The organism is Massilia sp. (assembly GCF_032106685.1).
Taxonomy (GTDB): domain Bacteria; phylum Pseudomonadota; class Gammaproteobacteria; order Burkholderiales; family Burkholderiaceae_D; genus Telluria.
Window position 1 is genome coordinate 31,750 of record NZ_DAMCPG010000015.1, and the last position, 18,525, is coordinate 50,274.

General features: G+C 66.2%; 18 protein-coding genes. 8 read left to right on the forward strand and 10 right to left on the reverse strand.

Annotation, left to right across the window (positions count from 1 at the left end; translation table 11 throughout):
- A complete protein-coding gene (locus RT688_RS10815; protein ID WP_409521906.1) occupies nt 1-2,229 on the reverse strand; it encodes an LPS-assembly protein LptD in 2,229 nt (742 codons plus the stop codon).
- Between the two features lie 95 nt (nt 2,230-2,324).
- On the opposite strand from RT688_RS10815, the gene RT688_RS10820 reads away from it, so the two are divergent.
- The 4 genes from RT688_RS10820 to RT688_RS10835 are packed head-to-tail and all read left to right on the forward strand — an operon-like array spanning nt 2,325 to nt 6,649.
- Complete coding sequence (locus tag RT688_RS10820) at nt 2,325-3,395, forward strand: aminoglycoside phosphotransferase family protein (protein ID WP_313704889.1); 1,071 nt, start codon at nt 2,325-2,327, stop codon at nt 3,393-3,395.
- A gap of 25 nt (nt 3,396-3,420) precedes the next feature.
- Nucleotides 3,421-4,140 carry an N-acetylmuramate alpha-1-phosphate uridylyltransferase MurU gene (gene murU, locus RT688_RS10825; RefSeq protein WP_313704890.1) on the forward strand — a complete coding sequence of 240 codons (720 nt, stop codon included), beginning with the start codon at nt 3,421-3,423 and terminating at the stop codon, nt 4,138-4,140.
- Nucleotides 4,137-5,465, forward strand: a complete 1,329-nt coding sequence (locus RT688_RS10830) for an aminopeptidase P N-terminal domain-containing protein (protein ID WP_409521907.1) — start codon at nt 4,137-4,139, stop codon at nt 5,463-5,465. The genes murU and RT688_RS10830 overlap by 4 nt, the downstream gene beginning before the upstream one ends.
- Before the next feature lie 2 nt (nt 5,466-5,467).
- Nucleotides 5,468-6,649: a UbiH/UbiF/VisC/COQ6 family ubiquinone biosynthesis hydroxylase gene (locus tag RT688_RS10835; RefSeq protein WP_313704891.1), complete on the forward strand. Its 1,182-nt coding sequence runs from the start codon at nt 5,468-5,470 to the stop codon at nt 6,647-6,649.
- A gap of 173 nt (nt 6,650-6,822) precedes the next feature.
- On the opposite strand, the gene RT688_RS10840 is transcribed toward RT688_RS10835, so the two are convergent.
- The 3 genes from RT688_RS10840 to RT688_RS10850 are packed head-to-tail and all read right to left on the reverse strand — an operon-like array spanning nt 6,823 to nt 9,765.
- Nucleotides 6,823-8,286 carry an NAD(P)(+) transhydrogenase (Re/Si-specific) subunit beta gene (locus RT688_RS10840; protein ID WP_313704892.1) on the reverse strand — a complete coding sequence of 488 codons (1,464 nt, stop codon included), beginning with the start codon at nt 8,284-8,286 and terminating at the stop codon, nt 6,823-6,825.
- Nucleotides 8,283-8,642, reverse strand: coding sequence for an NAD(P) transhydrogenase subunit alpha (locus tag RT688_RS10845; RefSeq protein ID WP_313704893.1), 360 nt, complete (start codon nt 8,640-8,642; stop codon nt 8,283-8,285). Before RT688_RS10845 ends, RT688_RS10840 begins: the two co-directional genes overlap by 4 nt.
- 10 nt (nt 8,643-8,652) lie before the next feature.
- Nucleotides 8,653-9,765 (reverse strand): Re/Si-specific NAD(P)(+) transhydrogenase subunit alpha, encoded by a 1,113-nt coding sequence (locus RT688_RS10850; RefSeq protein WP_313704894.1) that lies wholly within the window; start codon nt 9,763-9,765, stop codon nt 8,653-8,655.
- Between the two features lie 247 nt (nt 9,766-10,012).
- Here RT688_RS10850 and RT688_RS10855 point away from each other — a divergent pair, with 247 nt between their 5' ends.
- Both RT688_RS10855 and mnmA read left to right on the forward strand, forming a co-directional pair.
- Entirely contained in the window at nt 10,013-10,513 is a 501-nt protein-coding gene (locus RT688_RS10855) for an NUDIX hydrolase (RefSeq protein ID WP_313704895.1), read from the forward strand.
- Nucleotides 10,510-11,613 carry a tRNA 2-thiouridine(34) synthase MnmA gene (gene mnmA / locus RT688_RS10860; protein WP_313704896.1) on the forward strand — a complete coding sequence of 368 codons (1,104 nt, stop codon included), beginning with the start codon at nt 10,510-10,512 and terminating at the stop codon, nt 11,611-11,613. The genes RT688_RS10855 and mnmA overlap by 4 nt, the downstream gene beginning before the upstream one ends.
- 239 nt (nt 11,614-11,852) lie before the next feature.
- Here mnmA and RT688_RS10865 read toward each other — a convergent pair whose 3' ends face one another.
- Nucleotides 11,853-13,679 (reverse strand): sensor domain-containing phosphodiesterase, encoded by a 1,827-nt coding sequence (locus RT688_RS10865; protein WP_313704897.1) that lies wholly within the window; start codon nt 13,677-13,679, stop codon nt 11,853-11,855.
- Between the two features lie 240 nt (nt 13,680-13,919).
- Here RT688_RS10865 and RT688_RS10870 point away from each other — a divergent pair, with 240 nt between their 5' ends.
- Nucleotides 13,920-14,672 (forward strand): GAF domain-containing protein, encoded by a 753-nt coding sequence (locus RT688_RS10870; protein WP_313704898.1) that lies wholly within the window; start codon nt 13,920-13,922, stop codon nt 14,670-14,672.
- Here RT688_RS10870 and RT688_RS10875 read toward each other — a convergent pair.
- From RT688_RS10875 to RT688_RS10885, 3 genes are read right to left on the reverse strand one after another with little or no spacing between them, the layout of a single operon-like run.
- The gene (locus tag RT688_RS10875) at nt 14,638-15,030 is read right to left on the reverse strand and encodes a response regulator (protein ID WP_313704899.1); all 393 of its coding nucleotides are present in this window, start codon (nt 15,028-15,030) and stop codon (nt 14,638-14,640) included. The genes RT688_RS10870 and RT688_RS10875 overlap by 35 nt on opposite strands.
- Before the next feature lie 14 nt (nt 15,031-15,044).
- The gene (locus RT688_RS10880) at nt 15,045-15,821 is read right to left on the reverse strand and encodes a 5'-3' exonuclease H3TH domain-containing protein (RefSeq protein WP_313704900.1); all 777 of its coding nucleotides are present in this window, start codon (nt 15,819-15,821) and stop codon (nt 15,045-15,047) included.
- A gap of 6 nt (nt 15,822-15,827) precedes the next feature.
- The gene (locus RT688_RS10885; RefSeq protein ID WP_313704901.1) at nt 15,828-16,499 is read right to left on the reverse strand and encodes a glutathione S-transferase; all 672 of its coding nucleotides are present in this window, start codon (nt 16,497-16,499) and stop codon (nt 15,828-15,830) included.
- Nucleotides 16,500-16,648: 149 nt separating this feature from the next.
- Between RT688_RS10885 and RT688_RS10890 the strand changes: the two genes are divergently transcribed.
- A complete protein-coding gene (locus tag RT688_RS10890) occupies nt 16,649-17,515 on the forward strand; it encodes a DUF72 domain-containing protein (RefSeq protein ID WP_313704902.1) in 867 nt (288 codons plus the stop codon).
- Between the two features lie 47 nt (nt 17,516-17,562).
- Here RT688_RS10890 and RT688_RS10895 read toward each other — a convergent pair whose 3' ends face one another.
- On the reverse strand, nt 17,563-18,102 hold the full coding sequence (locus RT688_RS10895) for an REP-associated tyrosine transposase (protein WP_313704903.1): 540 nt from the start codon (nt 18,100-18,102) through the stop codon (nt 17,563-17,565).
- A gap of 159 nt (nt 18,103-18,261) precedes the next feature.
- The gene (locus tag RT688_RS10900) at nt 18,262-18,525 is read right to left on the reverse strand and encodes a DUF6587 family protein (RefSeq protein WP_313704904.1); all 264 of its coding nucleotides are present in this window, start codon (nt 18,523-18,525) and stop codon (nt 18,262-18,264) included.

Here is an 18,525-nt window from a genome sequence, read left to right on the forward strand (position 1 = left end):
TCAGGGACGGCCGACATTGGTGTTCAGCCGCGTATAGCCGGGAATACTCTTGTAAAACGAATCCAGCGGGTTGCCCATGCCGATGCCCGACAGGCCGTTGAGCTCGAGCTGGAAGAACACCGGCGTCGAGGTCGACTGGGCCGCCGTCACGAAGCGCTGCGCGCCCATCCGGAAGATCCAGCAATCGGCCTTGTACTCGAGCCCGACCAGGCTCTCGAGCACCTTGTGGTCCTGCAGCGAATAGCTGACCCGGCCCACGCCGAACCAGCGCTTCGACAGCGGCCACTGGCCCGAGATGTCGGCGTTGCGGAAGCTGTCGCGCACGTAGCGGTACTCGGCGTTGAGCACCTTCAGCAGGCCCGGGGTCCAGCGCACGCCGTAGTTGCGGCTATACACGCTCGAACTCGTCGCGTCATATTGTACGCTGGCGTCGACGTTCAGGTTCTCGATAACGCGGCCCGATGCCGCCAGCAGCAGGTCGGAGCGGTCCTTGCGGTCCTGCACCGGGCGGCCCGGCAGCTGCACGCGCGGCTCGGTGAAGTAGAAGCGCTGGCCGAAGGCCAGGCGCAGGCGCTCGGCGCCGCTGCCCTCGATAAAGCGCGACACCACGGCCGCCGTTAGCTGGTTGGCGTCGGAGACGCGGTCGTTGCCGACGAAACGGTTCTCGCTGAACAACTGGGCGTAACTGAAGCCGGCCTCGCCGGTATCGAAGATCGGGAAGTCGTCCTGGTTCTTGTAGGGCGTGCGCACATAGAACAGGCGCGGTTCCAGCGTCTGGGTGGCGGCGGTGCCGAACAGGCTCGCTTCGCGCTCGAACACCATGCCGGCGTCGACCGAGAACGTCGGCAGCGTACGCGACAGGCTGGTCGGACGGCCGGCGTTGCTGTCCATGTCGTACTTGCTGGCATGGAGCATCACCTTGGGCGTAATGTAATAGCCCGGACGCACCCAGGGATAGCTCACCTGCGAAATCATCACCGCGCGGTTGCCGCTGTCCCAGGTCGAATGGGTGAAGCGGGTCGCCTCGGCGTCGATGGCCCAGTCGAAGCCGTTGACGTCGAAACGGCCGGTGTGGAAGTTAATCTGCGGCAGGCGCGCGTAGGGCTTCGGGATCGTCAGCGCCGGATTGGCCGCCGCCGCCGGTTCCTGCAGCACCTGGAAGTTCTGGGCGCGCGCCGTCAGGTTCCAGTACTGCGTGGCGTAGCTGGTGTAGACCTCGCGCACCAGCTGGCGCTCGGCGCTGGTCGAGACCGAGCGCGAGAAGTCGCTGAGGTACTGGTCGTCCGAGGCCGCGTGCAGGTTCCAGCCGTAGGACCAGCTTGGGCTCAGCTGCTGGTTGTGCAGCGAGTCGACCAGCCAGCGGTCGGTCTTGGAGATGCGGTCGTTGCGCAGGCCCTCGAAATGGGTTTCGCCGCCATAGGTGCCGCCGTCGGTGGCGCCGATGTAGCGGCCGGTCGCGCCCAGCTGCAGGCCGCGGTCGAACATCATGCGCGGGAACACCGTCAAATCGCGGTTGGGGGCGATGTTGAAGTAATACGGCACCATGATCTCGGTCTTGCCCTTGGAGCCGAAGCCGATCGAGGGCGGCAGCCAGCCCGAGCGGCGCGCGCCCGAGAGCGAGAACGACATGGCCGGCGTGCCGAGGATGGGCACGTCCTTGAAATAGATGATGGTCTTGCCGGCGGTGCCGACGTCGCGCCCGGAATCGAGGCGCAGGGTGCTCGACTTCAGGTACCAGTCGGGGTCCGTCCCCTCGCAGGTGCTGTAGGTGCCGTCGACCACCAGCGCCTCGTTCTCGCCGAGGAAATCGATGCGGTCGGCCCGGCCCTGGGCATTGTTCATCTGCAGGCGGTACTGGGGGTTGAGCACCCAGCCGCGCCCGGTCTCGAGATTCAGCTGCAGCGCATCGCCCTGGTAGCGGTCGCCGAAACGCCACATGTTGACGTTGCCGCTGGCCGTGACCTCGTCCTCGACCAGGCGATAGCAGGCCGTGTCGGCGGTCATTCTGGTCTGGCCGCGGGTGATCTCGACGTCGCGGTTGAGATTGATCTCGCGGTCCGGGCGGCCGCCGATTTCCTCGGCGCGCACGGTGACGGGAAGGTCTTGTTCGTTGGCGGGGGGCACAGCCGGCGCGACTTGCGCGTGCAAGGGCCCCGAGGCCACGGTAACGAGGGCGGACAAGGCAACTGCCCGCCGCTGCGGGAATGGTAGGGCCGTAAACCAGCTCATGGATTCTTGGGCTGCACCATAAAGGGCGATTTTTTGGATTGAATCCCTTATTATATGGGAATACTCTCCCTCAACCGGTTTCACCTGGACGTTTCATGTCTTCTTTGTATCAAAACATTCCTACTTCCGCCGGGCAGGATGCACGCCTGACCCTGCTCACCGAATGGCTGGGCTCGCTCGACCTGGTGGAAGTCGGTTCGCGCCGCCCGGCTTCGTCGGATGCCAGCTTCCGTCGCTATTTCCGTCTGGATGTGGTGCCGGCGCTACGCGCGAAACTGGGTGACACCCTGATCGCGATGGACGCCCCGCCCGAGCGCGAGAACGTCCCGGCCTTCATCCACGTCCAGGGCCTGCTGCAGGAAGCCGGCGTCACCGTCCCGAGCATCGTCGCGCGCGACGTCGAGCGCGGCTTCCTGCTGTTGTCGGACCTGGGCACTACCACGTACCTGCAGCGCCTCGATCCCGACAACGCCGCCTTCATGTATTCGGACGCGGTCGACGCCCTGATCAAGTTCCAGCTGCACAGCCAGCCCGGCGTGCTGCCCGAATTCGACCGCGCCTTCGTCCTGCGCGAGATGAACCTGTTCCCGGAATGGTTCCTCGGCCGCCACCTCGGCGTGACCCTGACCGAGGCCCAGCAGGCGCAGTTGGACAAGGTGTTCGAGACCATCACCAACAACGTGCTGGCGCAGCAGCAGGTGTTCATGCACCGCGATTTTCACTCGCGTAACCTGATGTTCCTCGACCAGGGCAACCCGGGCGTGCTCGACTTCCAGGACGCCGCCTACGGCCCGGTCACCTACGACCTGGCCTCGCTGCTGCGCGACGCCTACATCCAGTGGGACGAGGAAATCGTGCTGGACTGGGTGGTGCGCTACTGGCAGAGCGCGAAGCAGGTCGGCCTGCCGGTCAACCCGGACATCGACGCCTTCTACCGCGACTTCGAATTCATGGCGCTGCAGCGCCACCTGAAGATCCTGGGCATCTTCTGCCGCCTGAACTACCGCGACGGCAAGCCGATCTACATGGGCGACCTGCCGACCGTGATGGACTACGTGCGCAAGACCGCCAACCGCTATACCGAACTGAAGCCGCTGCTGCGCCTGCTCGACGCGTTCGACGCCTTTGGCGACGGCGGCGCGCCGCAAGTCGGCTACACGTTCTGAGCCCGTTTCGAGAGTCGAGAAACCCATGAAAGCCATGATCTTCGCCGCCGGCCGCGGCGAGCGCATGCGTCCGCTGACGGACAGCTGCCCGAAACCCCTGCTCAAGGTGCGCGGCCGTCCGCTCATCACCTGGCACGTCCTGAACCTGGTGCGCGCCGGGATCGTCGACATCGTCATCAACCATTCTCACCTCGGCCACATGATCGAGGCGGAACTGGGCGACGGCAGCCGCTACGGCGCGCGCATCGTCTATTCGCACGAGCCGACCCCGCTGGAAACGGCCGGCGGCATCGCCAACGCGCTGCACCTGCTGGGCGACGAACCCTTCCTGGCGGTGTCGGGCGACATCTACGCGCCCTACTTCGATTTCTCCCAGGTGCTCGAGGCGCTGCCGGACACCGACATGCTGGGCCAGCCGATTCCGCCTGAAAAACGCGACATCGCCTGGCTGTACCTGACGCCCAACCCCTGGCACAACCCGGGCGGCGACTTCGGCCTGGACATGTACACGCTCGCCAACGACGGCGACCCGAAGTGGAACTTCGCCGGCATCGGCGTCTACCGTCCCGAGATGTTCGAGGGCATCCGGGCCGGCGAGTTCCTCAAGTTCGGCCCCCTGATGCGCAAGTTCATCGACATGAAGCGCGTCGGCGGCGAGATCTACCACGGCCCCTGGGTCAACGTCGGCACGGTCGAACAGCTCGAGGAACTGAACGCGCCGCTGGCCCGGAGGGCCGGCGCGTGAACCCGTTCGCCGCGCGCCGCGCCCGCCTGGCGGCCGGCATGGAGCCGGGCGCGGTGGCGGTGCTGGCCACGGCGCCGGAAACGCTGCGCAACGCCGACAGCGAGTATCCCTACCGCCACGACAGCTATTTCTATTACCTGACGGGCTTTACCGAACCGGAAAGCGTGCTGGTGCTGGTCGCCGCGAAGGGCGAAGCGCCGGCCCGTTCCATCCTGTTCTGCCGCGAGAAGAACGCCGAGCGCGAGATCTGGGAAGGTTTCAGGCACGGCCCCGAAGCGGCGCGCGACGCCTTCGGCTTCGACGAGGCGTTTGCTATCGCCGAACTCGACGCGCAGATGGCGCGCCTGCTGGCCGACATCCCCGCCCTGTACTACGCAAACGCCCACAGCGCGGCCTTCGACGCCCAGGTCGCCGGGTGGATCAAGGCCGTGCGCGGGCAGTCGCGCAGCGGCGTCGCTGCGCCGGCGCGCATCCACCACCTGCTGCCCCTGCTCGACGAGATGCGCCTGCTGAAGGACGAGGCCGAACAGGCGCTGCTGGCGAAGTCCGCCGCCATCGCCGGCGCCGCCCACCTGCGCGCCATGCGCGCGGCGAAACCCGGCATGTTCGAGTACGAGATCGAGGCCGAGCTGCTCTACGAATTCCGCAGGAACGGCGCGCAGTTCCCGGCCTATACCCCGATCGTGGCGAGCGGCGCCAACGCCTGCATCCTGCACTACAACGCCAACAACGCACGCACGAAGGACGGCGACCTGGTGCTGATCGACGCCGGCTGCGAATTCGACAGCTACGCGTCCGACATCACCCGCACCTTCCCGGTGGGCGGCCATTTCAGCGCGCCGCAGAAGATCCTGTACGAACTGGTGCTGCGCGCCCAGGAAGCGGCGCTGGCGGCGATCGTCCCGGGCCGCCGCTACAGCGATTTCCATGACGCCGCCGTCGACGTGCTGGTCGCGGGCATGCTCGAGCTCGGCCTGCTCGACAAGGCGAAATACGGCAGCGTCGAGAACGTGCTGGCCGAGCGCGCCCACACGCAGTTCTACATGCACGGCACCGGCCACTGGCTGGGCCTGGACGTGCACGACGCCGGCGTCTACCGCGACCTGGCGCGCGACGACAAACCTTCGCGGCCGCTGCTGGCCGGCATGGCGCTGACGGTGGAACCGGGCATCTACGTACGCCCGGCCCCGGGCGTGCCCGAACAATTCTGGAACATCGGCATCCGCATCGAGGACGACGTGATCGTCGGCGATGGCGGCGCGCGCGTGCTGTCGGGCGCGGCGCCGAAAACGGTGGCCGAGATCGAGGCCCTGATGGGGAATTGAAGATGGAACAGCATCACGACACCTATGAAGTGGCGATCTGCGGCGCCGGCCCGGTCGGCCTGGCGCTGGCCGCCCTGCTCGCGCGGCGCGGCATCGAGGGCAAACGGATCGCCCTGATCGACGCACGCGCGCTTGGCCAGTCGATTTCCGACCCGCGCTCGATCGCGCTGGCCTGGGGCAGCCGCATGCTGCTGGAAGAAGTCGCTGCGTGGCCATTCCCGGCGACCCCGATCCACAGCATCCACGTCTCGCGCCGCGGCCACCTGGGACGCAGCCTGCTGGACCGCGACGAACAAGACCTCGAGGCGCTCGGCTACGTCACCCGCTACGGCGAGGTGGTCGACGCGCTGGCGCGCGCGGTCGATCGCGCGGGCGTCGAGGTGATCCGCCCGGCGCGCGTCGCGTCGCTCGACGAAGGCGCCGACCACGTCGCCATCACGCTCGATGACGGCCGCACATTGACGGCCCAGGTGGCGGTCGGCGCCGAGGGCGGCGTGTTCGGCCAGCAGGAAGACAAGGCGCACACGCGCGACTACGGACAGAGCGCCGTGATCGCGCGCGTATCCTGCAGCAGCCCGATCCCGCACCGCGCCTTCGAGCGCTTCACCGACGAGGGTCCGCTGGCCCTGCTGCCGCAGGAGGGCGCCGACGGCCATCGATACGCGCTGGTCTGGTGCGTGAAGCCGGAACGCGCCTCGGTGCTGCAGGCGATGGAAGAAAGCCGCTTCCTGCTTGAGCTGAACGAGGCCTTCGGCGGCCGCCTGGGCCGCTTCACGAAGGTTTCGCCGCGCATGAGCTACCCGCTCGGCCTGAACGCCGAGGCCCACGCCACCACCCGCACCGTCGCCATCGGCAACGCGGCGCAGACGCTGCACCCGGTGGCCGGCCAGGGCCTGAACCTGGGCCTGCGCGACGCCGCCGTGCTGGCGCGGCTGCTGGCGCGCTGCCCGGGTCCGGAAGGCATCGGCCGCTTCCTGGACGAGCGCGCTCAGGACCGCAAGCTGACCATCGCCCTCACCGACGCCATGGCGCGCGCCTTTGTCGGCAGCGGTCCGCTGCAGTCGGTCCTGGGTTTGGGCCTGGCCACGCTCGACGCGGTGAAGCCAGCGCGCACGCTGCTGGCGGAAGTCATGATGTACGGGCGGCGCGGCGGGTCGTCGTTGCTGCCGCACCGGCAGGGCTGATCCGCGGCGTGGACCATACTTTGCTCACCCATTCCACCTGCGCCTGAATCCCGTAGGGTGGGCGCCCCGTGCCCACGCGTGAAGCCTGCGCCGTGTTGGCGTGCATAAGCGCTGCGTCTGCCCATCGTTTACGCGTGGGCACAGGGCGCCCACCCTACAATAGCAACGCCTACCTACTCCACCGCCTTCACCATCGATTCGATCACTTTCTTGGCGTCGCCGAACACCATCATCGTGTTCGGCTGGTAGAACAGGTCGTTGTCCAGGCCCGCATAACCGGACGCCATCGAGCGCTTGTTGACGATGATGCTCTTGGCTTTATAGGCCTCGAGGATCGGCATGCCGGCGATGGGCGACTTCGGGTCTTTCGCGGCCGGGTTCACCACGTCGTTCGCGCCCAGCACCAGCACCACGTCGGTCTGGCCGAATTCGCCGTTGATGTCCTCCATCTCGGCCACCTGGTCGTAGGGCACCTCGGCCTCGGCCAGCAGCACGTTCATGTGGCCCGGCATGCGTCCGGCCACCGGGTGGATCGCGTAGCGCACCGTGACGCCGTGTTCGGTCAGCTTGTCGACCAGTTCCTTCACCGAGTGCTGGGCGCGCGCCACCGCCAGGCCGTAGCCGGGAACGATGATGACCGATTCCGCATTTTGCAGGATGAAAGCCGCGTCCTCGGCCGAGCCGGATTTCACCGGACGCTGCTCCTGCGCGCCGGCGCCGGCGTCAACGGACGCCTCGCCGCCGAAGCCGCCCAGGATCACGTTGAAGAAGGAGCGGTTCATCGCCTTGCACATGATGTAGGAGAGGATCGCGCCGCTCGAACCCACCAGCGACCCGGCGATGATCAGCATCGAGTTGTTCAGCGAGAAGCCGATGCCGGCCGCCGCCCAGCCCGAATACGAGTTCAGCATCGACACCACCACCGGCATGTCGGCGCCGCCGATCGGGATGATGATCAAGACGCCCAGGACGAAGGACAGCGCCGCCATCAGGACGAAGGGCGTCCAGGCCGGCTCCACCGCATCGGAGAAGCAGAACATCAGGCCGAGCGCGATGATGCCGATGGCCAGCACCAGGTTCAGGATGTGCTGGCCGCCGAAGCGCACCGGCGCGCCCTGGAACAGGCGGAATTTATATTTGCCCGACAGCTTGCCGAAGGCGATCACCGAACCGGAGAAGGTCACGGCGCCCACAAAGGTGCCGAGGAAGAGCTCCAGGCGGTTCCCGAAGGGCAGCGCGCCGCCGCGCTCGGCAATATTAAAAGCCCAGGGTTCGGACACGGCGGCGATCGCGATGCACACCGCGGCGAGGCCGATCAGCGAGTGCATCGCCGCCACCAGTTCCGGCATCTTGGTCATCTCGACCTTTTTCGCGGCATAGGCCCCGATCGCGCCGCCCACCACCACGCCCAGCAGCACCAGCGTGAAGCCCATGCCGCCGCTGCGCTCGGCGAACTCCGCCTGCAGCTTGAAGATCAGGGCGATGGTGGTCGCCACCGCGATCGCCATCCCGGTCATGCCGAAGGCATTGCCGGCGCGCGCCGAGGACGGAGAGGACAGGCCCTTCAGCGCCTGGATGAAGCAGACCGACGCCACCAGGTAAAGCAGCGTCACCATGTTCATGCTGATGAGGTTCATGCGGTCTCCTTCCTGCTCGATGCTTCCGGCGCGGCTTTCGTGGAGGCGGCCGCGTCTGCGGGCCGCTTCGGTTCCTTCTTCTTGAACATCTCCAGCATGCGCTGGGTGACGAGGAAGCCGCCGAACACGTTCACGGCGGCCAGCGCGACGGCGACGGTGCCCATCGCCTGGCCCAGGACGCCTTCGGTCAGGCCGGCAGCCAGCATGGCGCCGACGATGATGATCGCGGAGATCGCGTTGGTCACAGCCATCAGCGGCGTGTGCAGGGCCGGCGTGACGGTCCAGATGACGTGGTAGCCGACGTAGATCGCCAGCACGAAGATGATCAGGTTGATGATGGTGTGGCTGATGTCCATGGCGCTCTCCTTATTTGCGCAGCGTTTCGCCGTCCGCGCACAGCAGGGTCGCGCGCACGATCTCGTCCTCGCGGTCGATGAAGAACTTGTCTTCCTTGTCGATCACGAGCTTGAGGAAGTCCAGCACGTTGCGCGCGTACAGGGCCGAGGCGTCGGCCGCGACCAGCGCCGCCAGGTTCGGCTCGCCGATGATGTACACGCCATGCTTGACGACCGTCTTGCCAAGTTCGGTCAGCGGGCAGTTGCCGCCCTGCTCGATCGCCATGTCGACGATCACCGAACCGGGTTTCATCGCCTGCACCGTTTCTTCCTTGATCAGCACCGGCGCCGGGCGGCCGGGAATCAGCGCGGTGGTGATGATGATGTCGGCCAGTCTGGCGCGTTCGTGCACCAGTTCGGCCTGGCGCCGCATCCAGTCGGCCGGCATCGGCCGCGCATAGCCGCCCACGCCCTGCGCGATGTCGCGCTCCTCGTCGGTCAGGAAGGGCACGTCGATGAACTTGGCGCCGAGCGACTCGACCTGTTCCTTCACCGGCGGGCGCACGTCCGACGCCTCGATCACGGCGCCCAGGCGCTTGGCGGTGGCGATCGCCTGCAAACCGGCCACGCCGACGCCCATGATCAGCACGCGCGCCGCCTTGACGGTGCCGGCGGCGGTCATCAGCATCGGCATGAAGCGTTGATACGTGTTCGCCGCCAGCATCACCGCCTTGTAGCCGGCGATGTTGGCTTGACTCGACAGCACGTCCATCGACTGCGCGCGCGTGATGCGCGGCGCCGCTTCCAGGGCAAAGGCGGTCAGGCGCGCGCTGGCCATGGCGGCGAGATTGTCGGTGTCGAAGGGATTGAGCATGCCAACCAGGACCGTGCCCGGCTTCATGCGCGCCCGCTCAAGCTCGTTCGGGGCGCGCACTTTCAGCACCATGTCGGCGTCGAAGACCTGCTCCACGCCGACGATCGTGGCGCCGGCGGCGGCGTAGGCGTCGTCAAGGGCGGCGGCATGGACGCCGGCGCCGGCTTGCACCATGACCTGGTGCCGGGCCGCCAGTTTTTTGACTGTTTCCGGAGTTGCTGCTACGCGGGTTTCGCCCGGCCGTGTCTCAGCCGGTATGCCGATTCTCATGCACGCCTCCCTGGTTGTTTGTTTTCTGTATGAAATCTAACACGTAAACATTGGATTTTTTCTACTAAAAATGGCAATCCCGGCCGACCGGTCATTTTCGAGGTAAATACGATACAGCTGGGGCCGGATGTGCTGTTTTTTTGTATCAGATCAACGCAATTGGCGATTTTTTGCTGCGCTGCACACGTACCGGCGAGCAACGCTTTGCGCGGCACTGTAAAATACCGGCTCATTTCCGAGGACGCGCATGACCCATACCTTCAGACCGTCAGTCACCGTTGCCGCCATCATCGAACGCGATGGACGTTTCCTGCTGATCGAGGAAGAGACAAGCGAAGGAATCAAGCTCAACCAGCCGGCGGGCCATCTCGACCCGCACGAGTCGCTCGAGCAGGCGGTGGTGCGCGAATCCCTGGAAGAAACCGCGCACGAATTCATTCCCGAGGCGCTGGTCGGCATGTACATGTCGCGCTACCACTCGAAGTCGCGCAAGGCCGATGTCACCTATTTGCGTTTCACCTTCTGCGGCAAGGCCGGCCGCCAGTTCGACCAGCCGCTCGACGAGGGCATCCTGCGCACCCTGTGGATGACGCGCGATGAGATCGCCGCCTGCCCGGAACGCCACCGCAGCCCGATCGTGCTGCAATGCGTGGACGATTACCTGGCCGGCAAGCGCACCGAACTGGCGCTGCTGCACACCCACCCTTCGGTGTTCGAGGGCGGGCTATCAACAACGGACGTAACATGAGCAAGAAAAAAGTCGTGATCGGGATGTCGGGCGGAGTCGACTCCTCGGTCGCGGCATGGATGCTGAAGGAACAGGGCTACGACGTGGTCGGCCTGTTCATGAAGAACTGGGAAGACGACGACGATTCCGAATACTGCTCGTCGCGCCAGGACTGGATCGACGCGGCCAGCGTCGCCGACGTGGTCGGCGTCGACATCGAGGCCGTCAACTTCGCCGCGGAATACAAGGACCGCGTGTTCGCCGAATTCCTGCGCGAGTACCAGGCCGGCCGCACGCCGAACCCGGACGTGCTGTGCAATGCCGAGATCAAGTTCAAGGCCTTCCTCGACCACGCCATGAAGCTGGGCGCCGACCTGATCGCGACCGGCCACTACGCGCGCGTGCGCCAGAACGACGCGGGCAAATTCGAGCTGCTCAAGGCGTTCGACGCAACGAAAGATCAAAGCTACTTCCTGCACCGCCTGAACCAGGCGCAGCTGTCGAAGTCGCTGTTCCCGCTGGGCGAGATCCCGAAGACCGAGGTGCGCAAGATCGCCGAGAAGCTGCAGTTGCCGAACGCGGCGAAGAAGGATTCGACCGGCATCTGCTTCATCGGCGAGCGCCCGTTCCGCGAATTCCTGAACCGCTACCTGTCGCACAAGCCGGGCCCGATCAAGCTCGACAACGGCCAGACCGTGGGCGAGCACATCGGCCTGTCGTTCTACACGCTCGGCCAGAGAAAGGGCATCGGCATCGGCGGCCTGAAGTCGCACAAGAACGCCGACGGCACCAGCGAACCGTGGTTCGTCGCGCGCAAGGACATCGCGACCAACACTTTATATATCGTGCAGGGCCACGACCACCCGTGGCTGCTGTCGTCGTGCCTGGAAGCGGGACAAGCCAGCTGGATCGCGGGCGAGCCGCCGGCCGGCATGCTGTCGGCCAAGACGCGCTACCGCCAGCAGGACGTCGCCTGCGAAGTCGTCGCCGACGGCCTGGAGCGCTTCGCGCTGAATTTCACGGAGCCGCAATGGGCGGTCACGCCGGGGCAGTCGGCCGTGCTGTACGACGGCGATATCTGCCTGGGTGGCGGCATCATCGACGGGATGGTCAAGGGCTGAGTTCCACCGCCTAGCATGCAAAAAAACGGCGCACCGGAGAAATCCGCTGCGCCGTTTTTCGTAGGGTGGGCACCTGTGCCCACGCGGTGATAGCTGACGGCAAGGTCATCGAGCCCGATCACGGAGCCGATCACGATCTGGGTCCAAGCGTTGATAGCTGACGGCAAGATCATCGAACCCGGTCACGGAGCCGATCACGATCACCGCGTGGGCACAAGTGCCCACCCTACGCCCTCCGGTCAGGCGCAGCTCAGCTCCGCCATGTCTGCCGCCGGCCTGGCCGCACGCACCCTTGGCAGCGTCCACTTGGCGCAGAGCCAGCGCTCGAAATCCTCGGCCGCCAGCGGGCGCGCGTACAGGTAGCCCTGCACCTGGTCGCAACCGGCATCCTTCAGGTAGCCGGCCACCGCGGCGGTCTCGACGCCCTCGGCCACGACCTGGCGCCCGAGGTCGTGCGACAGCTTGATCATGGTGCTCACCAGGGCGCGCTTGTGGGCGTCGGTGTCGACGTCGCGCACGAAGCTCTGGTCGATCTTGACCACCCGCGCCGGCAGGCTCTGCAGGTAGGCCAGGCTGCTGTAGCCGGTGCCGAAATCGTCGATCGCCAGCTGCACGCCGGCCGCCGCCAGGCTGTTCAGGGTCTGCATCGCCAGCGCGCGGTTCTTCATCAGCGCGCTTTCCGTGATCTCCAGCGCCAGCGCCTCGGGCGGCAGCCCATGCAGGCGCAGCTGTTCGCTCACGTGGGCGCAGAAATCCATTTCGAGCAGGTTCACGGCCGACACGTTGACCGCCATCTGCAACGCCAGGCCCGAGGCGCGCCAGGCCGCCAGCTGGCGCAATGCCCGCGCCAGCACCCAGCGCGTGGTCGCGCGCGCCAGCGAGGTTTGCTCGATGACCGGGAAGAATTCGCCCGGCGAGATCTCGCCCAGCACCGGATGGTTCCAGCGCAGCAGCGCCTCGGCGCCGATGCAGCGGCCGGTCGCCAGCTCGACCTTCGGCTGGAACACCAGGCGCAGCTGGCCGTCTCCCTCGAGCGCCGCGCCGAACTCGTTGGCCAGGTAGAAGCGGCGCAGGAACACGGCGTTCTGCTCGACCGAGAACACGCGCACGCGGCGCGCGCCCTCCAATGCATCGTGGGCGGCGCTGTGCATGTCGCGCAGGACGTCGTGCGGGTCGCTGCGGCCGACCGCGAATGGCGCGACGCCGATCGTGGTGGTGGTGACGAAGCGCGAGGTCATGGTGTCGGCGCGCACGTCGAGCCAGCAGCCGAGCCAGTCGCAGAAACGATGGAGGTCGGCGCCCGGCTCGGCCAGGAACACGAACTGGGTCGCCGCCACGTGGTACAGCTTGCGCCCGGGGCCGAGCGCCGCGCGCAGCATGCGCACCGCCTCGCCGACGATCTCGTCGAGGTAGCCGGCGCCCAGCGCGCGCAGCGCGTCGCTGAGCTGCTCGGGCGTGGTCAGGTTCACCATCGCCGCCAGGCGCGCCTCGCCCGGCGCGCGCTCGTTGGCCAGGTCGACCAGGTCCTCGATGAACTGGCTGCGGTTCGGCAGGCCGCTGATCGGGTCGATGCGCCCGAACGCGTGCTGCAGCTCGATCTGGGCCATCACCATCGAGGCCAGGTCGGCCAATCCCTGGCGCTCGCCCTCGGTGATCTGGCGCGGCTCCGGTCCCAGCACGCACATCGCGCCCAAGCAGTAGCCGTCGCGCGTCAGCAGCGGCGCGCCGGCGTAGAAGCGCACGCCGGTATCGGCCAGGTGGCTGTCGTGGAAGAAGGCGTCCCGTTGCAGGTCCGGCACCACCAGCAAACTGCCGCTCTCGGCCACCCTGGCGCAGGGCGCGCGCTCGCGCGGAATCGACGTGTGCTCGACGCCCACGCGCGACTTGAACCACTGGCGGTCGGCATCGGTCAGCGACACCGCGGCCACCGGCAGGTCGAACAGCTGCGCCGCCATGCGCGTGATGCGGTCGAAAGCCTCGCTGGGCGAGGTATCGAGCAGCTCCAGCTTGCGCAGGGCATCGAGGCGTTCGGCTTCCTGCTGCGCGGACGGGACGGAGTGGGGCATGGAATTCCTTGGCAAGCTGAGCCAGGCGACGGCTCAAATGACGAAAATGACGACAAGCACCATTCTGTTCGTCAAATTTCCAACGGTCAACAAAAATTTCACGAAGAGTTACGGATAGGTAGGGAATGGGAGACGATGTGGTATGTTTTATGGTTACCCGCATCATCAAATTCGATAAATTTTCTATTTCCTACAGTAAAATACCCTCGTTTAGTTTTTCTGCTTGAAAGAATGCTTGTCATGTCCGCACCCTCTTCCGATGCGCTGGATGACCCGATCCTGACGACCCGCGAAGCGGCCGCCCTGCTCGGGATCGCAGTCAGCACGGCCCAGCAGTGGATCGAGAACGGCATGCTGCCGGCCTGGAAGACGCCGGGCGGGCACCGCCGCGTGCGCTTGAGCGCCGTCAGTGCCTTGTTGCGCGAGCGCGCCGGGCTGCCGCCTGCCGCCCCGCGGGACAGCGCGCTTGGCGCCTGGCAGCGCGCGGACAGCCCTTGTCCGTTGCCGGCGAACGAAAAGGCGCGCCTGGCGGCGCTGGCCGCCAGCGGCCTGCTCGACAGCGCGCAGGAAGCCGTGTTCGACCGCCTGACCTTTCTCGCGGCCCAGGCCACCGACAGCCCGATGGCCCTGCTCACCCTGGTCGACGCGCGGCGCCAGTGGTTCAAGTCGCGCGTCGGCCTGGCGCTGGCGGAAACCCCGCGCGCGCAGTCGTTCTGCAGCCACGCGATCCTGGGCGAGCAGCCGATGCTGGTGTTCGATGCCCAGCAGGACCTGCGCTTCGCCGACAATCCGCTGGTGACCGGCGCACCGCACATCCGCTTCTACGCGGGCGTGCCGCTGCTCGATGCCCAGGGTTACCGGCTCGGGACGCTGTGCGTGCTCGACCGCGAGCCGCGCCGGCTGCGCGAGCGCGAGCTGCGCGCCCTGTGCGAGCTGGCCAAAATCGCGATGGAGGAAATCAGGCGCCGCCGCCCGCCTGTTGCTGCTTCCTGACGGCGGCGATCACGGTGTTGCGGATGGTTTTCAGGACGGCGTCGGCCTTGAAGGGCTTGACGATGAAACCGTGCACGCCGCGCGCCAGGGCGGCCTGGATGGTCGGCGCGTCGAGGGTGCCGGAGACCATAAAGATGAAGGTCTTGGGCAGCGAGGCGCGCAGCTGCTCGACGACGTCGCCCTCCTCGATCTGCTCGCGCGCGATGCAGATCAGCTGCGGCCGGAACTTCGCGGCCAGCAGCAGCGCCCCGTGGGCCGTGTGGGTCTGGCCGACGACCTCGTAGCTGCCGTCGGTCAGCACCGTATTCAACAGTCCGCGCGAGATCGCGTTCGAGTCCACCAAAACTGCCTTGAGCATGCCTGTTCCTTCCGTCAGGTCGCGTCGTAGGCCAGCATCTTCCACGTGACGCCCAGGCGCACGTCGGTCTTGAGCTGCACCAGCTGGCGCGACAAATACAATATTTCTCGTTCGGCGCGCAGGCGCTCGCCCAGCGGCGTCATGAGGATGCCGGCGCCGGCCATCACGGCGTCGAGGCCGCCATAGGCGTTGAGCAGGCGCGCCGCGGTCTTCATGCCGACCTTCGACACGCCCGGCACGCCGTCGGTGGCGTCGCCCATCAGCGCCAGCAGATCGTGCAGCAGCTCGGGCGCGACGCCGAACTTGCTGCGCACCCAGGCGTCGTCGTGCCACTCGTTCTTGAAATGGTCCCACACCAGGGCGCCGTGCGCGATCAGCGCGTGCAGGTCCTTGTCGGTGGTGGCGACGATCGCCTCGCCGCGGTTCTCCCGCAGCCAGCGCATCACGCAGGTCGCGACCACGTCGTCGGCCTCGACCTCGGGCAGCATCGCGACGTGCACGCCGGCACGGGTCAAGCGTTCCTGGAATTCCGGCAGCGCCTCGCGCAGCACCGAAGGCATCGGCGCACGGTGCTCGCGGTAGCGCGGATACAACGCATGGCGCCAGGTCTGGCCGCCGTAGTCGAAGGCGGCCAGCACGTGGGTCGGCGCATGCGCCTCGAGCACGTTGCGAAACGACGAGAACGCGTGGCGCAGCGCGATGCTGGCCTTCAGGTCGGAGTCGGGCTCCGGGCTGGCTTCGTAGACCCGGCGCACGATGTTCAGTCCGTCGATCGCGAGCAGCTTTCCCATCAATTCTTACCTTGCGTAGTCGTACTTGCCGCCGCGCTCGAGGGCGCGCTGGTAGGCCGGGCGCGCATGGATGCGCTGCACGAAGCCGGAGAGATTCGGGTACTGCGCGCCGAGCCCGCCGCGCGCGGTGGCCGCCTCCAGCGGGAAACTCATCTGGATGTCGGCGGCGGAAAACGCACTGCCGGTGAACCAGGGCCGCACCGCCAGCTCGGATTCCAGGTAGTCGAGCTGGGCCCGGATGTTCGGGTTGACGAAACCGTCCTTCACCTTGCGCGCGATGGCGCGCGCGATCGGCTTGGCGAAGAACGGCATCGGGCCGTTCTCGACACGGTCGAACACCAGCTTCATCAAGAGCGGCGACATGGCCGACCCTTCCGCGAAATGCAGGAAATAGGTGTACTTCAGCTTCTCCGGCGTGCCGGCCGCCGGCGCCAGGCGCCCATTGCCGTAGCGCTCGACCAGGTACTCGACGATCGCGCCGGATTCCGCCACCACGGTGTCGCCGTCGGTGATCACCGGCGACTTGCCCAGCGGGTGCACGGCCTTCAGTTCCGGCGGCGCCAACATCGTCTTCGGGTCGCGCTGGTATTTTTTGATCTCGTATTCCAGACCCAGTTCCTCCAGCAGCCAGAGGATGCGCTGCGAACGCGAATTGTTCAGGTGGTGGACGATGATCATGGCGGCAACCGCAGTGTGAAAGGACCGCTAGCTTAGCACTGTTGCGCCAGCACAAAAAGACATCGACCGCTTTGCCGCCGCAGCCAGCCCCGCCTGCCGCGTTCGGCAACGCACCGAACGCGGCGGCACAAGGACTCTATGATCGCCCCATGGCGATCCATATTGGCATATCCGGCTGGCGCTACGTGCCCTGGCGCGGCGTGTTCTATCCCAAAGGGCTGGCGCAGGCGCGCGAGCTCGATTACGCCTCGCGCCAGCTGCCGACGATCGAGATCAACGGCTCCTTCTATTCCCTGCAGCGCCCGGAAAGCTATGCCGCTTGGTATGCGGCCACGCCGCCCGGCTTCCTGTTCGCGGTGAAGGGCAACCGCTTCCTGACCCACATGCTGAAACTGAAGGACATCGAAGGCCCGCTGGCCAACGTGCTGGCCTCCGGCGTGTTCGAGCTGCGCGAAAAGCTCGGCCCCTTCCTGTGGCAGTTTCCCGACATGGTGAAGTTCGACCCCGCGCGCTTCGAGCACTTCCTCTGCCTGCTGCCGCACGACACCGAGGCGGCACTGGAACGCGCGCGCCAGTACCAGCCGCGCATGGAAGGGAAAGTCTCGCTGGCGATGGAGACGAAACGCCCGATACGCCACGCGGTCGAGGTCCGCCACGAGAGTTTCCGCGACGAACGCTTCATCGCCCTGCTACGCAAGTACAACGTCGCCTTGGTGGTGGCCGACACCGCCGGCAAGTGGCCCTATATGGAAGACGTGACGGCCGACTTCATGTACCTGCGGCTGCACGGCGACAAGGAGCTGTATGCCAGCGGCTACGATGACGATGCCATCGAACGCTGGGCCAAGCGGATCCGGGCCTGGAGCACGGGTGGAGAACCGGAGGCATGCCGGCGGGTGTCGAGCAAGCCGCCGCCGAAGCGGAAGAGCCGGGATGTGTACTGCTACTTCGATAACGATATCAAGGTGCATGCGCCGTATGATGCGAAGCGCTTGATTGCGGCCCTGGGGCTGTAGGGTGGGTACTCGTACCCACCTGTCCGTACTCCGGCACACCCCACCGCCTACTCGATCAACATCTCGCTGATACCTGGCGCCCCGCCCCAATCGGCCGGATACACACCTTCACGGACATACCGATGAAACGTCGAATGCGGCCATTCACTCACCTGCTGCACATACCGATGCTTGACCGGATTGAAATGGATGTAATCCATGTGCCGCTCGAAATCGTTTTCGTTCCGAATGCCGTGCTCCCAGAACCGCCGCTGCCAAATGGTCGATTCACACTTCGCCTGTCGTGATGGCGTCAATAGTCGCGGATCGTGCAGTCCTCTACTAGAGTCCGTCGACACGAAGCGCTTGATCGCAAACCAGCGTTTCGAGTAATCGGAATCGCCATCGGGCAAGGTCCAGATGCAATGCATGTGATCAGGCAAGATGACCCACGCATTGATCACGAATGGGCGGGTCGTGCGAACGAACTGGATCGCTTTCCTGAGACTTGCGCGGAGCGCCGGATCGCAAAAGATCGGGCGGCGTCGGTGGGCGACGACCGTGAAGAAGAACGTGGAGCCCGTATGGAGGCGGCGGTAGCGTGGCATGGTGCGGCATCGTAGGCCGCCGGTCGAGTCCGCGGTGTGTGATTGGTCAATCGTGTGTGGGACGTAGCGGAAACGTTGACATATGCCGGCGGTGAGAACGCGTGGGTACAAGTACCCACCCTACGCCCCGAGCAAGCACCATCAGCCAGCAATGAACCGTCAGCGTTTCTCGTGCAGCTTGATCACCCGATGCTTACTCCCCGCCGGCGGCGTCGGCTCGGCGGGGGTCTCGCAGGTATTGCAGCTGTTGCACCCGCTCCCGCAGCTGCCGCCGGTATCGAGCCAGCGCACCAGCTTCGAGTCGGCGCCGCCGCGCGAGAGGCGGTTGACGATCCTGATGCGCCAGGCGGCCGGCAGGTACTTGGCGCCGACGTACACCGCCGCCAGCACGACGAACAGGCCGACCACCAGTTCCTGCCACAT

Bases quoted from the DNA above. Each gene is read 5' to 3' on its own strand.
- RT688_RS10815 (WP_409521906.1), bottom strand. From the start codon at position 2,229: ATGAGCTGGTTTACGGCCCTACCATTCCCGCAGCGGCGGGCAGTTGCC.
- RT688_RS10820 (WP_313704889.1), top strand. From the start codon at position 2,325: ATGTCTTCTTTGTATCAAAACATTCCTACTTCCGCCGGGCAGGATGCA.
- murU (WP_313704890.1), top strand. From the start codon at position 3,421: ATGAAAGCCATGATCTTCGCCGCCGGCCGCGGCGAGCGCATGCGTCCG.
- RT688_RS10835 (WP_313704891.1), top strand. From the start codon at position 5,468: ATGGAACAGCATCACGACACCTATGAAGTGGCGATCTGCGGCGCCGGC.
- RT688_RS10840 (WP_313704892.1), bottom strand. From the start codon at position 8,286: ATGAACCTCATCAGCATGAACATGGTGACGCTGCTTTACCTGGTGGCG.
- RT688_RS10845 (WP_313704893.1), bottom strand. From the start codon at position 8,642: ATGGACATCAGCCACACCATCATCAACCTGATCATCTTCGTGCTGGCG.
- RT688_RS10850 (WP_313704894.1), bottom strand. From the start codon at position 9,765: ATGAGAATCGGCATACCGGCTGAGACACGGCCGGGCGAAACCCGCGTA.
- RT688_RS10855 (WP_313704895.1), top strand. From the start codon at position 10,013: ATGACCCATACCTTCAGACCGTCAGTCACCGTTGCCGCCATCATCGAA.
- mnmA (WP_313704896.1), top strand. From the start codon at position 10,510: ATGAGCAAGAAAAAAGTCGTGATCGGGATGTCGGGCGGAGTCGACTCC.
- RT688_RS10865 (WP_313704897.1), bottom strand. From the start codon at position 13,679: ATGCCCCACTCCGTCCCGTCCGCGCAGCAGGAAGCCGAACGCCTCGAT.
- RT688_RS10870 (WP_313704898.1), top strand. From the start codon at position 13,920: ATGTCCGCACCCTCTTCCGATGCGCTGGATGACCCGATCCTGACGACC.
- RT688_RS10875 (WP_313704899.1), bottom strand. From the start codon at position 15,030: ATGCTCAAGGCAGTTTTGGTGGACTCGAACGCGATCTCGCGCGGACTG.
- RT688_RS10880 (WP_313704900.1), bottom strand. From the start codon at position 15,821: ATGGGAAAGCTGCTCGCGATCGACGGACTGAACATCGTGCGCCGGGTC.
- RT688_RS10885 (WP_313704901.1), bottom strand. From the start codon at position 16,499: ATGATCATCGTCCACCACCTGAACAATTCGCGTTCGCAGCGCATCCTC.
- RT688_RS10890 (WP_313704902.1), top strand. From the start codon at position 16,649: ATGGCGATCCATATTGGCATATCCGGCTGGCGCTACGTGCCCTGGCGC.
- RT688_RS10895 (WP_313704903.1), bottom strand. From the start codon at position 18,102: ATGCCACGCTACCGCCGCCTCCATACGGGCTCCACGTTCTTCTTCACG.
- RT688_RS10900 (WP_313704904.1), bottom strand. From the start codon at position 18,525: ATGTGGCAGGAACTGGTGGTCGGCCTGTTCGTCGTGCTGGCGGCGGTG.